The following is a 15607-nucleotide window of genomic DNA, read 5'->3' on the forward strand; positions in this document are numbered from 1 at the left end:
GATCAGGTCCCAAGAGAGATCCCATGTCCATTAAAATCAAGACACCGGAAGAGATTGAAAAGATGCGCGTTGCCGGCCAATTGGCCGCCGATGTGCTGGTCATGATTGCGCCCCATGTCAAAGCTGGCGTCACCACTGACGAACTGAACACCCTCTGCCACAACTATATTGTCGACGTGCAGCAGGCCATCCCGGCCCCGCTCAACTATCACGGTTTCCCGAAATCCATCTGTACCTCGGTGAACGATGTGATCTGCCACGGCATCCCGAACCACAAGAAGCTGCGTGATGGCGACATCATCAACCTGGATATCACCGTTATCAAGGATGGCTACCACGGCGATACCTCGGCTATGTTCATCGTGGGGGAAACCACCCCGCTGCGCCGCCAGCTCTGCAAGGTTGCGCAAGAGAGCCTCTACGCTGCCATCAAGAAGGTGCGTCCGGGTGCCTGCATCACCGAAATTGGCGCCGTGATCCAGCCCATCGTCGAGAAGGCCGGCTTCTCCGTGGTGCGTGACTACTGCGGCCACGGCATCGGTGCCGAGTTCCACGAAGAGCCGCAGATCCTGCACTACCGCAACAGTGGCAAGCTGGAGCTGAAAGCAGGCATGTGCTTCACCATCGAGCCGATGGTCAACAGCAAGAAGTATCACTGCAAGGTCAATCCGAAGGATGGCTGGACCGTGACCACCAAGGATGGCGGCGACTCCGCCCAGTGGGAGCACACCCTGCTGGTGACCGAGGATGGCTGCGAGGTGCTCACCCTGCGCCCCGATGACACTATCGACCGCTTCATCAAACACAGCTAACATCGAACCCCGGCCCTGAACTTCCAAAGCGCCGGGGTTTTTACTTCTGTTTCAGCCGTTTGCCTGCCACTTGCGTGTGAGATGCCATGGACGCCAGCCTGCTTTCCCCCCATTTGTTACCCGATGATCAGCTCACCCGCGACAACTGCAAAGAGTACCTGAGCCGCTTTCTCGGCTGGCTGCACGCCCGTTTTGATGCCGGCGACAACATTATCGAGCTGGTTGCCACCCGCTCCGAATACATGGATCAGTTGCTCTGCCGCCTGTGGCAGAAGTTTGGCTTCGACAAGAGCGACCTGACCCTGATCGCGGTGGGGGGCTATGGCCGCGGCGAGCTGCACCCCCACTCCGATATCGACCTGCTGATCCTCTATGACGGCGACGAACTGGACGAAGTGTTGGGACTACGCATTGGCGAGTTCATCACCCTGTTGTGGGATCTCAAGCTGGAGGTGGGTCAGGCGGTGCGCAACGTGGCGGAGTGTCTCGAGCAGGGGCGCGCCGATATTACGGTCGCCACCAACCTCATCGAGGCCCGCTACATCACAGGTCGCCAGGAGGGCTTTCGGCAACTGAAAGAGGCCACCGGCCCCCAGCACTTCTGGCCAAGTGAAGCCTTCTTTCGTGCCAAGCGCCAAGAGCAGGCGGAGCGGCACCAGCAGTTTCTCGGCACCGCCTACAAGCTGGAGCCGGATCTCAAGAGCAATCCGGGCGGCCTGCGCGACATTCAGACCCTCGCCTGGGTCGCCCGCCGCCACTTCGGCGCCACCACCTTGTTCGAGATGACCAGCCACGGCTTTCTCAATCGCGCCGAGTATCGCGAGCTGCTCGACTGCCAGAATTTTCTCTGGAAGGTGCGCTTTGCCCTGCACATGGCCATCAACAAGGGAGATAACCGCCTGCTGTTCGATCGCCAGCGCACCGTGGCCCAGATGCTGGGGTTCGAAGGGGAAGGCAACACCCCGGTCGAGCAGATGATGAAGCGCTTCTACCAGACGGTGCGGCGGGTCTCCGAGCTCAACGAGATGCTGCTGCAGCTGTTTGACGAGGCGATCCTCGGCAACACCGCCATGGATGTGCGCCGCCTCTCCGACGAGTTCCAGCTCCGTGGCCGCCTCATCGATGCGGTGGATGCGGAGCTGTTTAGCCGTGAACCGGTCGCTATCCTGCGCCTCTTCTATCAGATGGCCCAGCATCCCGAGATTGCGGGCATCCACTCGGCCACCCTGCGCCAGCTGCGCGAGGCACGCCGCAAACTCAACTGCTGGTTGCAGGACTTGCCCGACTGCCGTCGCCTCTTTATGGCGCTGCTGCGCCACCCCAACGGCATCGGCCTGCCGCTCACCCTGATGCACAAATACGGCATCCTCGCCGCCTATCTGCCGCAATGGAACCTCATCGTCGGCCAGATGCAGTTCGACATGTTCCACGCCTACACGGTGGATGAGCACACCCACCGGCTGCTCAAGAACATCCACCAGTTCCCCAATCCGGCCAGTCGCCAGAGCCACCCGCTCTGCCACGAGGTCTTCACCCGGCTGCGCAAACCGGAGCTGCTCAGCATCGCCGCCCTGTTCCACGATATAGCCAAGGGACGGCGTGGCGATCACTCGGAACTGGGCGCCGTCGATGCGCTGGAGTTCTGCCAGCTGCACGGTCTGGATCGCTACGAGAGCCGACTGGTCGCCTGGCTGGTGCGCCACCATCTGCTGATGTCGGTTACCGCCCAGCGCCGCGATATCTACGATCCCGACGTGGTCACCGACTTTGCCCAGAAGGTGCGCGACGAGCAGCATCTCGACCTGCTCTACTGCCTCACCGTGGCCGATATCTGCGCCACCAACGATACCCTGTGGAACGACTGGAAGGGCACCCTGCTGCGGGAGCTCTACTTCGCGACCCAGAAGGCGCTGCGCCAGGGGCTGGAGAATCCGCCCGACATGCGGCTGCGCATTCGAGAAAACCAGCGTCAGGCCAAGCAACTGCTGGCGCAACGGGATGTATCGGAAGAGGCGATCAACCAGCTCTGGGCCGATTTCAAGGCCGACTACTTCCTGCGCCACAGCCCGGAGCAGATCGCCTGGCACTGCCGCCACATCATCGAGCATGGCGACAATCCGGCTCCGCTGGTGATCATCGGCAAACACCCGACCCGCGGCGGCAGCGAGGTGTTCATCTACTGTCGCGACACGCCGAACCTGTTTGCCACCGTGGCCTCGGCGCTGGATCAGAAGAACCTCAACATCCACGACGCCCAGATCATGAACTCGCGCAGCAACTATGTGCTCGATACCTTTGTGGTGCTGGAACCGAACGGCGAACCCATCAGCCCCAACCGCACAGCCACCATCAAGAAGGCGCTGGAGAAAGCGCTGCAGGAGCCGGGCAAGCTGGTACTGCGCAGCAAGCCGTTGTCGCGCCGCCACCGCCAGTTCAGCGTACCAACACGGGTGGTCTTCCTACCCCATAAAGGGGAAAGCCGCCACACTCTGATGGAGCTGACCGCCCTCGACACTCCCGGCCTGCTGGCGCGGATCGGCGCCGTGTTCCAGCAGTGTGGTCTGTCGCTGCATGCCGCCAAGATCGCCACCTTTGGCGAGCGGGTCGAAGACTTTTTCAGCCTGACCAGCCTCGATGGCGAGCCATTGACCGCCGAGCAGCAAAAACAGCTGGAAGAGCGACTGGTACACCAGCTCAATCCCCAGCAGTCGGTACTGGATTAAGCGAAGAGTGATTCGAAAGAGACTGGTTGTCGGGCGTTTTTTGCCATACCAAACAACTGGTTGGCGCACACCGGATGAAGAAATGGCCGCTGGCTGGAAGAATTCCGGTCAACCCCTTAAAAACAGTCGGAAAAGTGTGATACAACAAACAGAATTTTTTAAAGGAAACCTGTCATGACCGAGTTGCAACAGATCATTGAAGCGGCCTTCGAGCGCCGCGACACCATTACTCCGGGCTCCGTGGATAGCGCCACCAAGTCCGCCATCCTGCAAGCCATCGACCTGCTGGACTCCGGCAAGGCGCGGGTTGCCGAGAAGATTGCCGGTGAGTGGGTTGTCCATCAGTGGTTGAAGAAAGCGGTTCTGCTCTACTTCCGCATCAACGACAACGGCATCATCAAAGGCGACGATGCCCAGTACTACGACAAGGTTCCCCTCAAGTTCTCCAACTACACCGCCGAGCAGTTCAAGGAAGCGGGTGTGCGCGTGGTGCCGCCGGCGACCGCCCGCAAAGGCTCCTTTATCGCCCCCAATACCGTGCTGATGCCCTCCTATGTCAACATCGGCGCCTTCGTTGACGAAGGTACCATGGTCGATACCTGGGCCACTGTCGGCTCTTGCGCCCAGATCGGTAAGAACGTCCACCTCTCCGGCGGCGTCGGCATCGGTGGCGTACTGGAACCGCTGCAGGCCAACCCGACCATAATCGAAGACAACTGCTTTATCGGTGCCCGCTCCGAAGTGGTTGAAGGGGTCATCGTCGAGGAAGGTTCCGTCATCTCCATGGGCGTCTTTATCGGCCAGTCCACCCGCATCTATGACCGCGAAACCGGCGAAATCCACTACGGCCGCGTACCGGCTGGCTCCGTGGTCGTCTCCGGCTCCCTGCCCTCCAAGTGCGGTAAATACAGCCTCTACGCGGCGGTGATCGTCAAAAAGGTCGATGCAAAAACCCGTGCCAAAGTCGGCATCAACGCCCTGCTGCGCTCCATCGACGAGTAATCAGCATTGCTGTGATGAAAGGGCGCCTGATGGCGCCCTTTTCATTTTGGCGCCCCTGTCACAGGCAAGCCATGAGGCATCGGTTAAGATGGATGGGACAGGATCGTTTCAAACCGAGGAAGCCTGATGTACGAGAATCTGAAGAGCCTGGGGATCCAGGATCCCGCCTCCGTCGACAGCTATACCCTGCGCCAGGAGGCCAACCACGACATCCTCAAGATCTACTTCAAGAAGCAGAAAGGCGAGTTCTTCGCCAAGAGTGTCAAATTCAAGTATCCACGCCAGCGCAAGACCATGCTGGTCGATTCCGGTACCCATGAGTACAAGGATGTCACCGAGATCAACGCCAACCTCAAATATGTGGTGGATGAGCTGGACAACCTGACCCAGGGCGTCCATCAGCAGGCCGACCCGGACATCAAGCAAAAGATCCTGCGCGACCTGCGCCATCTGGAAAAAGTGGTACAAAACAAGATCAGCGAAATCGAACGGGATCTGGAGAAACTCTAACCCTCCCCCTCTTGCTTAAAGAGCGCCCAATGTGGCGCTCTTTTTATTGGCTGACTTTATATAGGTTTATCAGGTGATGACATGCGATAAGTCGAGCGAGGCACACCAGCGGTTGTGCCGACATAGGGCATCCCGTTACACATCGCATCTTGGGTAACGAGACTCCTGCCGAGTTCGACCTGCTGTGACTCGCACGATCCATAACCAGAAATAGCAAGAGGGAGGCTTTCGCCTCCCTCTTCAAACACGCTGATATTCAGGCAACAGGATTAGTTGCTCTTCATCCAGATGTCCATGTCGGTTTTCAGGTTGTCGGACTTGGTACCGAAGATGGCTTGAACGCCGGAACCAGCCACTACCACACCGGCAGCACCCAGTTTCTTCAGACCAGCCTGGTCAACCTTGGCAACATCTTTCACACCAACACGCAGACGGGTGATGCAGGCATCCAGAGAAGCGATGTTCTCTTTACCACCGAAGGCGGCAACCAGAGCAGCAGACATCTCGTCTTTGCCTTGGCCAACGGCCTCTTCAGCAGTCTCGTCTTCACGACCCGGGGTTTTCAGGTTCATGGCACGGATAACGAAGCTGAATACGACGTAGTAGATAGCCGCGTAAACCAGACCCAGACCAACCAGCAGCAGCATGTTGTCGGCACGCGGTGATTGCACCACGAAGTCGATGAAGCCGTTGGAGAAGGTGTGACCGTGTACGATACCCAGAGAGTTGGTCAGCACATAAGCCAGACCAGCCAGTACAGCGTGGATTGCGTACAGAACCGGAGCGATGAACAGGAAGGAGAATTCAATCGGCTCGGTGATACCGGTCAGGAAAGAGGTCAGGGCTGCAGAGGCCATGATACCAACGATCTTGGCGCGGTTTTCCGGCTTGGCAGCGTGAGCAATGGCGAACGCAGCAGCAGGCAGACCGAACATTTTGAACAGGTAGCCACCAGCCAGCTGACCAAAACCGTTACCGGCAGCGCGGGAAGCGTCATCAGCAGTCAGGAAGCAGGTCATGATACCGTGAACAGTTTCACCGGCACCGTTGACGCAGGTACCAGCCTGATAGAAGAACGGTACGTTCCAGATGTGGTGCAGACCGAACGGGATCAGGGAGCGCTCAACCACGCCGTAGATACCGAAGGCCAGTACCGGGTTCTGGTTGGCAGCCCAGTCAGAGAAGGCACCGATGGCACCACCCACTGGCGGCCAAATCACGGACAGGATCACACCCAGACCGATGGAGAGGAAACCGGTGATGATGGGTACGGCACGTTTGCCCGCGAAGAAGCCCAGGTACTCTGGCAGCTGGATCTTGTAGAAACGGTTGAACGCCCAGGCAGCGATACCACCGGCCAGGATACCACCCAGCACGCCGGTTTCGATGGTTTCAACACCCATCACAGGTGCCATGACCTTCAGGGTTGCGACCATGATGCCGTAGCCAACGATGGCTGACAGACCGGATACACCGTCGTTATTGGTAAAGCCCAGAGCAACACCCACTGCGAACAGCAGGGCCATCTGGCCAAATACGGAACCACCGGCTTGCTCCATTAATTGGGAGACAATTTCCGGCATCCAGCTGAAGTGGGCAGCCCCCACCCCCAGCAGAATACCTGCGACTGGCAAGACTGATACTGGCAGCATCAGCGCCTTACCAACCTTTTGCAGATTAGAGAAAGCATTTTTGAACATTGTGTGCGCTCCTGAATGGATTGTCGTCCCTGAACGATCTATCTGGATGAAATAAGGACTGATTCATTCAGATATCTTCGAGTCGGGCTTGTTTATTTTGACCATCAGAATATAACCCAGCGGGTCATAAATTGCTGCTTTCGAAGGCGGGGGAATATTGAATTTGGAGGGAAGATCACAACTTGTTTAGCGGCTAAAAAACGCATCTAATAGAAATTAATAATCCGCATTATCACTCTATTACAAAGACATATAAATAGCAGTTTCACTTTGTATTTTAATAATGCCATTTACATCAAATAGCAACTCACTGTAACAGAATGTAACGGCGTGATTTTTATTTATTACAGTCTACCGATTAAAAAGGCCTCCAACAAGGGAGGCCTCAATAAATATATCTGACCAGCAAACGGTCGTATTACTCTATTGTTGCGAGCGCTTGACCGCATCAATAAACACGCTTTTTGCTTTGGTTGAACCAGCCCGCTCGGCCTCGTTCACCAGCTTCATCGCCTTGTCGATATCCCCCGCCTTGACTGCTTTTTCGATCTGGCTCTGATAGAAGGCTTCAGTTTCACTCAACATGGCAGGAGCAGGTTTGGCTGCGACCGCAGCTGTTGCAGTTGTGGTAACGGCTGCGGTAGTCGCTATCGCTGCAACCTGCTGACCCTGGCTCATAGCCACCTTGTCGGCATATTCGGGTTTGAATACCGCTTCAAGACCACTTCCACGGGCCATATCTTTGACTTTGATCTGCACCAAGCCCCACGGGGAGTGCGGGATCACCGGATCCTTGATATCAGGCTCAACGGTACCATTAGCACGAGCAAACGCTTTTGATGGATGCAGGATTGTTGTGCTGCCTGAGAGCTTATCCGCGGGCGCATAAACGATCATGTATGTTTCGCTGGCCGGGTTGCCAGGCATGCTGCGATCAACAAAAACACGCCCTTCAATACGGTCGTTATCGAGCAAGTGAGCAGGCTGATAGCTGAATACTGACTCACCCAGGACCCGAGTCACCTTGAACTCGGCATCCAGCATAATGACCTTGGGCACCATCACGGTTTTACTCACCTGTGATGCCAGGCTGATCGCCAGATTGCCGGTGTTGGTCGGCAAGCGATAAGCAGCAAAGTAACTCATCCCCTCATCAAACTGAAAAGTGGGTTGCTTGCCATCAATGGCCAGCAAGGTCTCACCTTCAGGCAAGGGGGCATAACTGAAATCTTTAAACGCCACACAGCAGCTTGAGGCTTTGGCCAACGCTTGCTTGGCTTGATCTGCATCGCTCAAGATCGAGCCATGTTCTTGCAGAGGAACAACCATGTTTCCGGCACAACCGGTTAATAGCGCAGTGATTACGGCTGCAATAGACATCTTTACCCGTTTCATTTTTCTTATCTCCATAATCCGGTGGCCGTGATCCGGCGAAACAAAACTGCCCCCATAAGGGGGCAGTCACTAACTTAACTTAAACTTTTGCTTACCACCAAGCTTCTGCTTGAACACCAAACTGGTAGGTGTCTTTGGAGGTATTGCCTTCGAAGACTTTCTTGTCTTCGTCGTTAGCCAGGTAGGAGGCGAACACACGGATTTCCGGACGGGCCCAGAAGCTGGAACCAGCAGACCAGGCTTGAGCCAGGGTCAGCTTGTAGCCGGCATCTTTGTCTTCGCTGCCATTGGTGGACTTGTTGTTGTCCTTGAAGTAACCGCCTTCAAAGATGGTCTTGTTGAAGTCATCCCACTTGTACATCGGGCGAACAACAACAGACATGGTTTCCCACTTGTCGTTGCCGTCCCACATTTCGTTGCCTACACCGTAAACCAGCTGGTGACCCATCTCCCAGGAGTTGCCCATCGGAACAACGCCCCAGTTGATGATACGGAAACCGTCAGCACCGTCTTTGGCTTCAGCGCCGTACCAGGAACCATCGCCATAGAAAGCCATGGTCTTGGAGTAACCTTCGGTACCGTATTGCAGCACGGTTTTGTTGAAACCACCGAGGATGCCAGCGGTCAGTTCAGCAGTCAGCATCACGCCATCTTGCGGATTCTTTTTCAGTGCTTTCTGATCGTTGGTCTCATTGACCAGAGCATAGTCAACGCCCAGTTCCAAGGACGCATCGGTCCACAGCGGGATGCCGGCATAACGCAGATCCAAGGTGTTAACGTTCAGATCTTCATTCTTCTGATAGGTCGGGTTACCGTTGCCATCCACTCCGGTTTGGGTGTACTGGCCAAACACATCGGCAGCGCTGCGATCGTTGCGTACCCATGCGAAAGATACTTTACCCGGACCAGCCTGGATGCCTTCGATACCAGCACCGGCACCGGAGATGTTCCAGTAGTAGAAGTCGGAGATGTGGATGTCATGGCGTTGATAGTAACGCTTACCAGCCCACAGGGTTGCTTCAGGAGCAAAGTTCAGCAAGCCTTTGGCTTGTACGTTGAACTGACGCAGAGCGAAGTCGGAATCACCATTGCACTGCTTGGCATCGAAGTTACAAACAGTACCGGTACCTTCCCAGTCGTTTGAACCGTTGGAAGCCATGGCAAACATGGAATCAACATAGAAAGTCTTGCCATCTTTGTTGAATACTTCCTGACCCAGTTGCACTTCACCGTAGGTATCATTTTCGTTACCAAGACGGCCAACTTTATTGACGTTGTATTTAACCATGTCGCCGTCGCCGGAAACACCGACGCCGGAACGGAAATAACCGTGGAAATCTACGGCAAAGGCGGCTTGGGAAGCCAGGGCGGCAGTAACAGCTGCTGCAATCGGGAGCCACTTCATTTTCATTGTCATATTCCTTATTTCCCGCAGTGAGGAGTGTGATCCTGAATATTCAACTTCTTATCACCATGTAATCCTGTTGGTGATAACCGAGGTTGATTATAGGGAGCGTATTTCACGACAAATATGAAGCGACTCACAAAATGGCGACAAATCGCTCGGCAAACGATCTCCACAACAACAACAAGTAAAAAAGCCATCAACCGCGCAATTAAAATCCAGAAAACAAGAAAAACACACAACAACAACAACCCTGAAAGCGTTATCATTAATTAATTCGCGATAGAACTAAAGTCATTATTTTACGTTCGAATGACAAAAACATGACTGAGATCGCTTTCAAGATGGAACTTTTATTTGGATGACGGGTCTGCGGTGCGCGTGAAACCATTACGGCAATGGAATGCTAAAAGGGGAAAATACCCCTCCGCCACCAGGGGAAATATGCGTTGCAGAGTGAGATGGTTTTTGTGCAAATAACAATCCCCTGCTACTTAAGGCTCAGGGGATTGATATGGCTCTATTCAAGAGAATATTCAGGGCTGAATATCCCACTTTTTCAGCCAGCTGAGTGCCACCTGTTCGGGTTCATCGTGCACGGTGGCATCCAGCTCCAGCGGGGAAATCACTCGCGTGGCCCCCAACTCTTGCAGCAATCCGTCCAGCCGACGGCCCGCGCCACAAAAATGGTCATAGCTGCTGTCCCCCATGGCAATCAGGGCATAACGCAATCCCTTAAGCCAAGGTGCCTTGTCGGCCAGCTCGCTGGCAAAAGGCTGCAGATTGGGTGGAATGTCCCCCTGCCCGGTGGTGGCACTGACCAGCAATAAAAAACGGCCGGGGTCTATGTCCGCCAGCCGTGCTTCTTCGTGCAGGGTACAGTGATGCCCCTTGCGTTCCAGCTCATCTGCCAAGGTCTCGGCCACCAGCATGGCTGCGCCGTAGACAGTTCCTACCACGATATCGATCTGCGCCATTCTCCTCTCCCTGCTTGAGTCACTCTTTTGAGCAACTCTATCAGCAAGCTGGCGTCAGATGCCACCGATTCAAGGCTGAGCATCAGGCGCTTAGTAGTCGCTCTCGCTGGCGGGCCAGCCCAGCTCGGCAAACAGGCGCAGCACATCCTGACCGAGTGGCGCCTGGATCCGCATCGGCACCTTGAGCACCGGATGGGTAAAGCTCAGGGTGCGGGCCACCAGCAGCAGCCGCTCGCAACCGAAGTGCTCGCGAAAGAAACGGTTGTGACGACCATCCCCGTGGGTGGTATCCCCGACGATGGGGTGGAACAGGTGATCCATATGGCGGCGCAACTGATGCTTGCGACCGGTCTTCGGGAACAATCTGACCAGACTGTAGCGACTGGTAGGGTGCTTCTTGGAGACCGCGTGGGGCAGCTCGACCTGATGCAGGCGACGGAAGGTGGTGACGGCATCCTGCGCCGGGCGATCCGGGTTGCTCATGGCATCGGCAATCTTGTCCAACTGCTCCTTGAGGGGATAGTCGATCACCCCCTGCTCGGGCGCCCAGCCACGCACCAATGCCAGATACTCCTTGTGTACCTGACGTTGGGTAAAGGCTTCAGTGAGTGCGCGGGCAATCACCGGATCGAGCGCAAACAGCAGCACGCCTGAGGTGGGACGGTCGAGGCGATGCACCGGATAGACATGGCGACCGCCGATGAGATCCCGGGTCATCTGCATGGCAAAACGGGTCTCGCCCTTGTCGAGCCAGCTGCGATGCACCAGCAGACCGGACGGCTTGTTGACCGCCACCAGCCACTCATCCTGATAGAGCAGGGTCAGCTTCAGGTCACTCTCTTCTCGGGTTTGATCTGGCATCATTGTTCTATCACTTTGCCGGAGAGCAGCAGATCGAAGCGGGCGATCAGGCGCAGCAGCGCTTCAGCTTCGGCCAGATCTTCTTTGTAGACTTCGCTGGCCATGGGATAAAGGGAGACGCTGGTGGGCAGCGGCGCCTGCAACATCACCAGCTGCTCCATGCGCGGGATCAGCACGAACTGCAGCCACTGATCAAAGCTCAGGGTATCGACACAAAAAGGCAGGGTGCTTGCCAGGGCTTCGTCACCGGGATGGTCAGCTTGCCAGCGCTCAAGGCGCTGCAACTCGGCGGTGAGTTCCCCCAACAGGCCAGCTACCAGCAAATATTGATTCATCTCGCTCTCTTCCTCATAACCACAGATTGATCCGCTGACCCGACAGGGTCAGCCAGGATGCCGATACATTCGGTCGCGCAGCACCGGCGATTAAGCCTGCTCGTCGACATACACGGCAGCCAGCGCGGCCTGCCGACTTTAAAAAAGGGCGATACTATACACCTCCCCCCGCATGGCTGCCATGTTGATATCTGCCGCAACGCGCGTCTGCTGCCACTGGCTATCCTCGGCAAGGGCCTTATAATCGGCCCGCATCACCATTAGCCGGATCTCACCATGTCTGTGACGCCTACTGCCATCAATACCTTGACCGAATTTCTGACTCAGGCTGGCACCCAGTTCCAGCTGTTTGACATGGGCCGCCAGGTGCGGCCACTGGCCAGCGACACCTTTGTGCGCATCGAACAGCAGCAAGAGCCCTACCCCTGGCCGCTGCAACAGCACGCCTGGTTGGGTGTGCACTTCTTCCAGCCGAGCGAGTCTCGCCACTACCTCTGGTTCCTCAAGTTTGCCCTCGATGAGCGCGGCCTGCTGATGTCAAATGGCCCCAAGCTGTTCATGGATCAGGTGGTGGAAACCCTGGGCTACAAGCTCACCGGCGATCTGGATGAAGAGAAGGCCCAGCGCTTGGCCGACAATCCCTACACCTTCCGCCCGGCGGAGGCAAAAATGGCCAGTCTGCACGCCAAGCTGGCGCGCCAGCTGGAGCAGGCCCCTTCCGCCTATTACGATGCCCTCTGCCACTATCTGGCCGCCCCCAACGACACCGGTTGGCAAACGCTGGGGCTGCAGGGCTTTGCCGATCTGGCCGAGCGACTCCATGATGAGCGCAATCTGGCGCTGATCTGCAAGGCGCTGCCCAAACTACCGCAAGAGCCGCTCTATGCACTCTGCCAGAGCCTTGAAAACGCCCCGCTGCCGCCGGCAGTACAAGGCGCCCTGCTCGAGCGGATCGGCAAGGAGCAGGAGTGCGCCGCCCCCAACCCGGAGACCCTGGCCTACCTCTGCCGCGCGATGGCCTCCTGTCCCGGCAGCTCTTTGCGCACCAACAAGCTGCTGACCCTGTTGCAAACCCAGCCGAGCCCGGCGCTGCTGCTCGCCATTGCTGGCCGGCTCTGGCCCGACCTGAAAGATGCCAATCTGCTCAGCCACTATCTGGAACAACTGGCACTGCAACCGACCCAGTTCTTCAATCAGGTTTTTGCCGAGTTGGTCACTTTACCGGCCCTGCGCAATGATATGCTGGCCAGACTGCGTGACCCCAACCGCAGCGATGCGCTGGGCAAGGCCATCGGCCGTCTGTTCGCCTCGGCCTGACCCCTCGCCTCACCCTCACGCCACGAGGCAACACGGCGGGAAATAGAAAAGGAGATCGGGAGTACCGAGCAGGACTCCCGGTTATCGACATCACGATAAGGAAGCCCGCCTATGGGAGAGATGCTCGGAATTTTGTTGCTGATTGCCGTAGCCGGCCTGTTCTGGCTGCAACGCCAACAGGCAGAAGTGGCCTGGCAATACATGCGCCGCTACTGCCAGCACCATGATCTGCAACTGCTGTCGCTGGCCCGCAACCGGCGGGAGCTGGCCCGCAATCCCCTGCGGCTGCTGACCCACTATCAGTTTGAATTCTCCAGCGATGGCGAGAGCCACTATCAGGGCACCCTCAAGATGCAGGGGCTGCACATCGTGGGCGTTGATCTGCCACCCCATCGCATCCCCTCTGCCTGATCCCCAATCTCGTCTCTGCGCCCGATGGCTGTGCCTGTCTATAATCTCAGGGATTAAACAAAGGGAGAGACGAGATGGAACCCCTTGTCCACGATCTGCCAGCCCTGTTTGCCCAGCTCGGGATGGCCAACGACGAGCTGAGCCTGCACCGCTTTGTGCACGACCATCACCTCGACAATGAAACCCTGCTGCCGGAGGCCGGTTTCTGGAATGCCGCCCAGGCCAGCTTCCTGCGCGATGCCCTGTGGAACGACTCCGACTGGTGCGAGGCGATCGACCAGCTCGATGTGATGCTGCGCCAGCCCCGCTAAGCCGCCCGCCCCTTTCCTCCCCTGCCGGCTTTGGTTAAGATCCCGCCCCGATATCGATCCCCCCTTCTCACCCAGAGCATGCTTATGTCCGCCCACGAGATCATCCGAATTGCCAACGAGCTGGCCGCCAAGGGCCTGACGCCCACCACTGCCATGATCAAGGCCCGCCTCACCCAGCCTGTGCCGATGGCCGAGCTGCTGAAAGTGCTGAGCCAGTGGAAGCAGCAGCCAGTTGCGACCGCCGAGAGCGAGATCCTGCCAGAGGCTGTGCCTCAGCCAGCACCGGAGCTCACCCTGCAGCAACTCGCCGAACAGCTCGCGCGCATCGAACAGAAGGTGGATCGCCTGACCGACCTGCTCCTCCAGCAGGGGCAAGGCTGAACCATGTATATCGTCGAACTCTGCTTTGAGTGTTACCGCGATACCTCCCTTGGCGAAGCCGAGCGGGCCATCGTCAACTACCTCGACATGCTGCGTTATCAGGGCCAGATCCTCGGGCGGGAATTCCCCACCAGCATGCATGACGGCTATTTCGTCAGTCGGGTAGTCTGCCCGGAGCAGGATAGCCTGCACCCCGACAACCAGAGCGAGCAGGTCAAACTGGCCGAACAGCAGCTCAATCAGTCCGGGTTATTGGCGCCAAAGCTCCATCTTCAAGGGGCGGATCTGCTCTCCGACAGCACCGACCCTTGCGGCACACAGGGCGAGCGCCCCAGCTGGATGATGCTCTATACCAGCTTCCTGCATACCTGCTCGCCGCTGCGCTGTGGTGACCACTTCGCCCCCATTCCGCTCTACCAGCTGCCCGCGGTCGCCAACGGCGATCAGAAACAGATCATCAAGTGGCAGGAGGATTGGGAGGCATGCGATCAGCTGCAGATGAACGGCTCCATCGCCGAACATGCGGCGCTGCACGAAATCGGCGAAGTGGGCAGCCGCCTCTACCGGCGCGGCACCGATTTGGCCAAACGGTTGGAAGTGCTGAGCGGCATCCCCACCTACTACTACCTCTACCGAGTGGGCGGGTTGAGCGCGGCCGAGGAGAAGGCGCGCCCCTGCCCCAGCTGTGGCGGTGAGTGGGCGCTGGCAGAGCCACTGCACGAGATCTTCGACTTCAAGTGCGACAGCTGCCGTCTGATCTCCAACCTCTCCTGGGATTTCAAGGATTAAGCGCGTTCCCTGTACGCGATGCCATAAAAAAGAGCCTTGCCGCATGGCAAGGCTCTTTTCGTTCCGATGAGTAACCTTGGCTCGAAGCGGCGCTATTGCGGCAACGTCTCCAGCCGCTCCAGAAACGCCGGCAAAGAGGGCGCCAGCGTCAGACGGCGGCCGGAATCGAGCCACTCCAGCCACACCTGACCACTCTCGTTATCCAGCGAGATGAGCGTCATCTCGTTGCGGGTGGTGGCAATAAAGATGGAGGGGGTTCGTTTTAGCTTGCGCAGCATCAGCAAGTGGCCGATGAGGTTCTCCTTGAGCAGGTCGAGATCCACGTCGTTCCACGGCAGGAGCAATTCAAGGCGCAGCCCCTTGAAAAGGCAGGGGATGGGGCGGCTGAACCAGTGCCCGAACAGGGCAATGGCGCTGGGATGAATCGTCAGCTCGAGGGCATCGGCCATGGCTGTAAAGTCGGCGGGCTCGGAGCGATGGTGAGGACGCCAGGCCACCCGACCATCGGCGGGCTCACCAAGCTGGCAGGGGGAAAGCCAGTCCGCCTCCCACTCGCACAGGGGCAGGCCTCGTCTGGCCTCGCCATCCCGTTGCCAGCGGGCAAAAAAGTGCTCCAGGGCAGACAAAACTTGATCCGACATCGAAAATCCCCACAATTGCTGGCAAAGTCCGCTATTG

16 protein-coding genes are annotated in these 15607 nt (G+C 57.4%); 9 read left to right on the forward strand and 7 right to left on the reverse strand.

Annotated elements, in window-relative coordinates; translation table 11 throughout:
* Window positions 1–23 precede the first annotated feature (23 nt).
* From map to G5137_RS14780, 4 genes are all read left to right on the forward strand, one after another.
* Window positions 24–812, forward strand: coding sequence for a type I methionyl aminopeptidase (gene map / locus G5137_RS14765; protein WP_216951883.1), 789 nt, complete (start codon window positions 24–26; stop codon window positions 810–812).
* Window positions 813–898: 86 nt separating this feature from the next.
* Window positions 899–3535: a bifunctional uridylyltransferase/uridylyl-removing protein GlnD gene (glnD, locus tag G5137_RS14770; protein WP_421255608.1), complete on the forward strand. Its 2637-nt coding sequence runs from the start codon at window positions 899–901 to the stop codon at window positions 3533–3535.
* Between the two features lie 174 nt (window positions 3536–3709).
* Entirely contained in the window at window positions 3710–4537 is an 828-nt protein-coding gene (gene dapD, locus G5137_RS14775) for a 2,3,4,5-tetrahydropyridine-2,6-dicarboxylate N-succinyltransferase (protein WP_005338581.1), read from the forward strand.
* A gap of 126 nt (window positions 4538–4663) precedes the next feature.
* A complete protein-coding gene (locus G5137_RS14780; RefSeq protein ID WP_005338583.1) occupies window positions 4664–5047 on the forward strand; it encodes a DUF3461 family protein in 384 nt (127 codons plus the stop codon).
* A 269-nt stretch (window positions 5048–5316) separates the two neighbouring features.
* On the opposite strand, the gene ptsG is transcribed toward G5137_RS14780, so the two are convergent.
* The 6 genes from ptsG to G5137_RS14810 all read right to left on the reverse strand — a co-directional run bounded on the left by ptsG (window position 5317) and on the right by G5137_RS14810 (window position 11720).
* Window positions 5317–6747 carry a PTS glucose transporter subunit IIBC gene (gene ptsG, locus G5137_RS14785; RefSeq protein WP_005338586.1) on the reverse strand — a complete coding sequence of 477 codons (1431 nt, stop codon included), beginning with the start codon at window positions 6745–6747 and terminating at the stop codon, window positions 5317–5319.
* A gap of 423 nt (window positions 6748–7170) precedes the next feature.
* Entirely contained in the window at window positions 7171–8142 is a 972-nt protein-coding gene (locus G5137_RS14790; protein ID WP_216958954.1) for a MalM family protein, read from the reverse strand.
* Between the two features lie 91 nt (window positions 8143–8233).
* A complete protein-coding gene (locus G5137_RS14795) occupies window positions 8234–9553 on the reverse strand; it encodes a maltoporin (RefSeq protein WP_302054505.1) in 1320 nt (439 codons plus the stop codon).
* 530 nt (window positions 9554–10083) lie between these two features.
* Entirely contained in the window at window positions 10084–10524 is a 441-nt protein-coding gene (locus G5137_RS14800; protein WP_216951888.1) for a flavodoxin, read from the reverse strand.
* A gap of 90 nt (window positions 10525–10614) precedes the next feature.
* Window positions 10615–11388 (reverse strand): tRNA pseudouridine(65) synthase TruC, encoded by a 774-nt coding sequence (truC, locus tag G5137_RS14805; protein ID WP_041202291.1) that lies wholly within the window; start codon window positions 11386–11388, stop codon window positions 10615–10617.
* Complete coding sequence (locus G5137_RS14810; RefSeq protein ID WP_005338596.1) at window positions 11385–11720, reverse strand: YqcC family protein; 336 nt, start codon at window positions 11718–11720, stop codon at window positions 11385–11387. The genes truC and G5137_RS14810 overlap by 4 nt, the downstream gene beginning before the upstream one ends.
* A gap of 276 nt (window positions 11721–11996) precedes the next feature.
* On the opposite strand from G5137_RS14810, the gene G5137_RS14815 reads away from it, so the two are divergent.
* The 5 genes from G5137_RS14815 (at window position 11997) to G5137_RS14835 (ending at window position 14929) form a co-directional block, all read left to right on the forward strand.
* Complete coding sequence (locus tag G5137_RS14815) at window positions 11997–13037, forward strand: DUF3549 family protein (RefSeq protein WP_159158348.1); 1041 nt, start codon at window positions 11997–11999, stop codon at window positions 13035–13037.
* A gap of 111 nt (window positions 13038–13148) precedes the next feature.
* Entirely contained in the window at window positions 13149–13448 is a 300-nt protein-coding gene (locus tag G5137_RS14820) for a DUF3301 domain-containing protein (protein ID WP_234603541.1), read from the forward strand.
* Window positions 13449–13522: 74 nt separating this feature from the next.
* On the forward strand, window positions 13523–13759 hold the full coding sequence (locus tag G5137_RS14825; RefSeq protein WP_005338602.1) for a DUF2789 family protein: 237 nt from the start codon (window positions 13523–13525) through the stop codon (window positions 13757–13759).
* 84 nt (window positions 13760–13843) lie between these two features.
* Window positions 13844–14140: a DNA-binding protein gene (locus G5137_RS14830; RefSeq protein WP_005343755.1), complete on the forward strand. Its 297-nt coding sequence runs from the start codon at window positions 13844–13846 to the stop codon at window positions 14138–14140.
* Between the two features lie 3 nt (window positions 14141–14143).
* Window positions 14144–14929 (forward strand): Zn-ribbon-containing protein, encoded by a 786-nt coding sequence (locus G5137_RS14835; RefSeq protein WP_368225511.1) that lies wholly within the window; start codon window positions 14144–14146, stop codon window positions 14927–14929.
* Window positions 14930–15021: 92 nt separating this feature from the next.
* Here G5137_RS14835 and syd read toward each other — a convergent pair whose 3' ends face one another.
* Window positions 15022–15570: a SecY-interacting protein gene (gene syd, locus G5137_RS14840; RefSeq protein WP_368225509.1), complete on the reverse strand. Its 549-nt coding sequence runs from the start codon at window positions 15568–15570 to the stop codon at window positions 15022–15024.
* Window positions 15571–15607: the final 37 nt, after the last annotated feature.

This window comes from Aeromonas sp. 600282 (assembly GCF_049175755.1).
Taxonomy (GTDB): domain Bacteria; phylum Pseudomonadota; class Gammaproteobacteria; order Enterobacterales; family Aeromonadaceae; genus Aeromonas; species Aeromonas veronii_A.

Coding starts and splice junctions, on each gene's coding strand:
- map (WP_216951883.1), top strand. CDS start 24: ATGTCCATTAAAATCAAGACACCGGAAGAGATTGAAAAGATGCGCGTT.
- glnD (WP_421255608.1), top strand. CDS start 899: ATGGACGCCAGCCTGCTTTCCCCCCATTTGTTACCCGATGATCAGCTC.
- dapD (WP_005338581.1), top strand. CDS start 3,710: ATGACCGAGTTGCAACAGATCATTGAAGCGGCCTTCGAGCGCCGCGAC.
- G5137_RS14780 (WP_005338583.1), top strand. CDS start 4,664: ATGTACGAGAATCTGAAGAGCCTGGGGATCCAGGATCCCGCCTCCGTC.
- ptsG (WP_005338586.1), bottom strand. CDS start 6,747: ATGTTCAAAAATGCTTTCTCTAATCTGCAAAAGGTTGGTAAGGCGCTG.
- G5137_RS14790 (WP_216958954.1), bottom strand. CDS start 8,142: ATGAAACGGGTAAAGATGTCTATTGCAGCCGTAATCACTGCGCTATTA.
- G5137_RS14795 (WP_302054505.1), bottom strand. CDS start 9,553: ATGAAAATGAAGTGGCTCCCGATTGCAGCAGCTGTTACTGCCGCCCTG.
- G5137_RS14800 (WP_216951888.1), bottom strand. CDS start 10,524: ATGGCGCAGATCGATATCGTGGTAGGAACTGTCTACGGCGCAGCCATG.
- truC (WP_041202291.1), bottom strand. CDS start 11,388: ATGATGCCAGATCAAACCCGAGAAGAGAGTGACCTGAAGCTGACCCTG.
- G5137_RS14810 (WP_005338596.1), bottom strand. CDS start 11,720: ATGAATCAATATTTGCTGGTAGCTGGCCTGTTGGGGGAACTCACCGCC.
- G5137_RS14815 (WP_159158348.1), top strand. CDS start 11,997: ATGTCTGTGACGCCTACTGCCATCAATACCTTGACCGAATTTCTGACT.
- G5137_RS14820 (WP_234603541.1), top strand. CDS start 13,149: ATGGGAGAGATGCTCGGAATTTTGTTGCTGATTGCCGTAGCCGGCCTG.
- G5137_RS14825 (WP_005338602.1), top strand. CDS start 13,523: ATGGAACCCCTTGTCCACGATCTGCCAGCCCTGTTTGCCCAGCTCGGG.
- G5137_RS14830 (WP_005343755.1), top strand. CDS start 13,844: ATGTCCGCCCACGAGATCATCCGAATTGCCAACGAGCTGGCCGCCAAG.
- G5137_RS14835 (WP_368225511.1), top strand. CDS start 14,144: ATGTATATCGTCGAACTCTGCTTTGAGTGTTACCGCGATACCTCCCTT.
- syd (WP_368225509.1), bottom strand. CDS start 15,570: ATGTCGGATCAAGTTTTGTCTGCCCTGGAGCACTTTTTTGCCCGCTGG.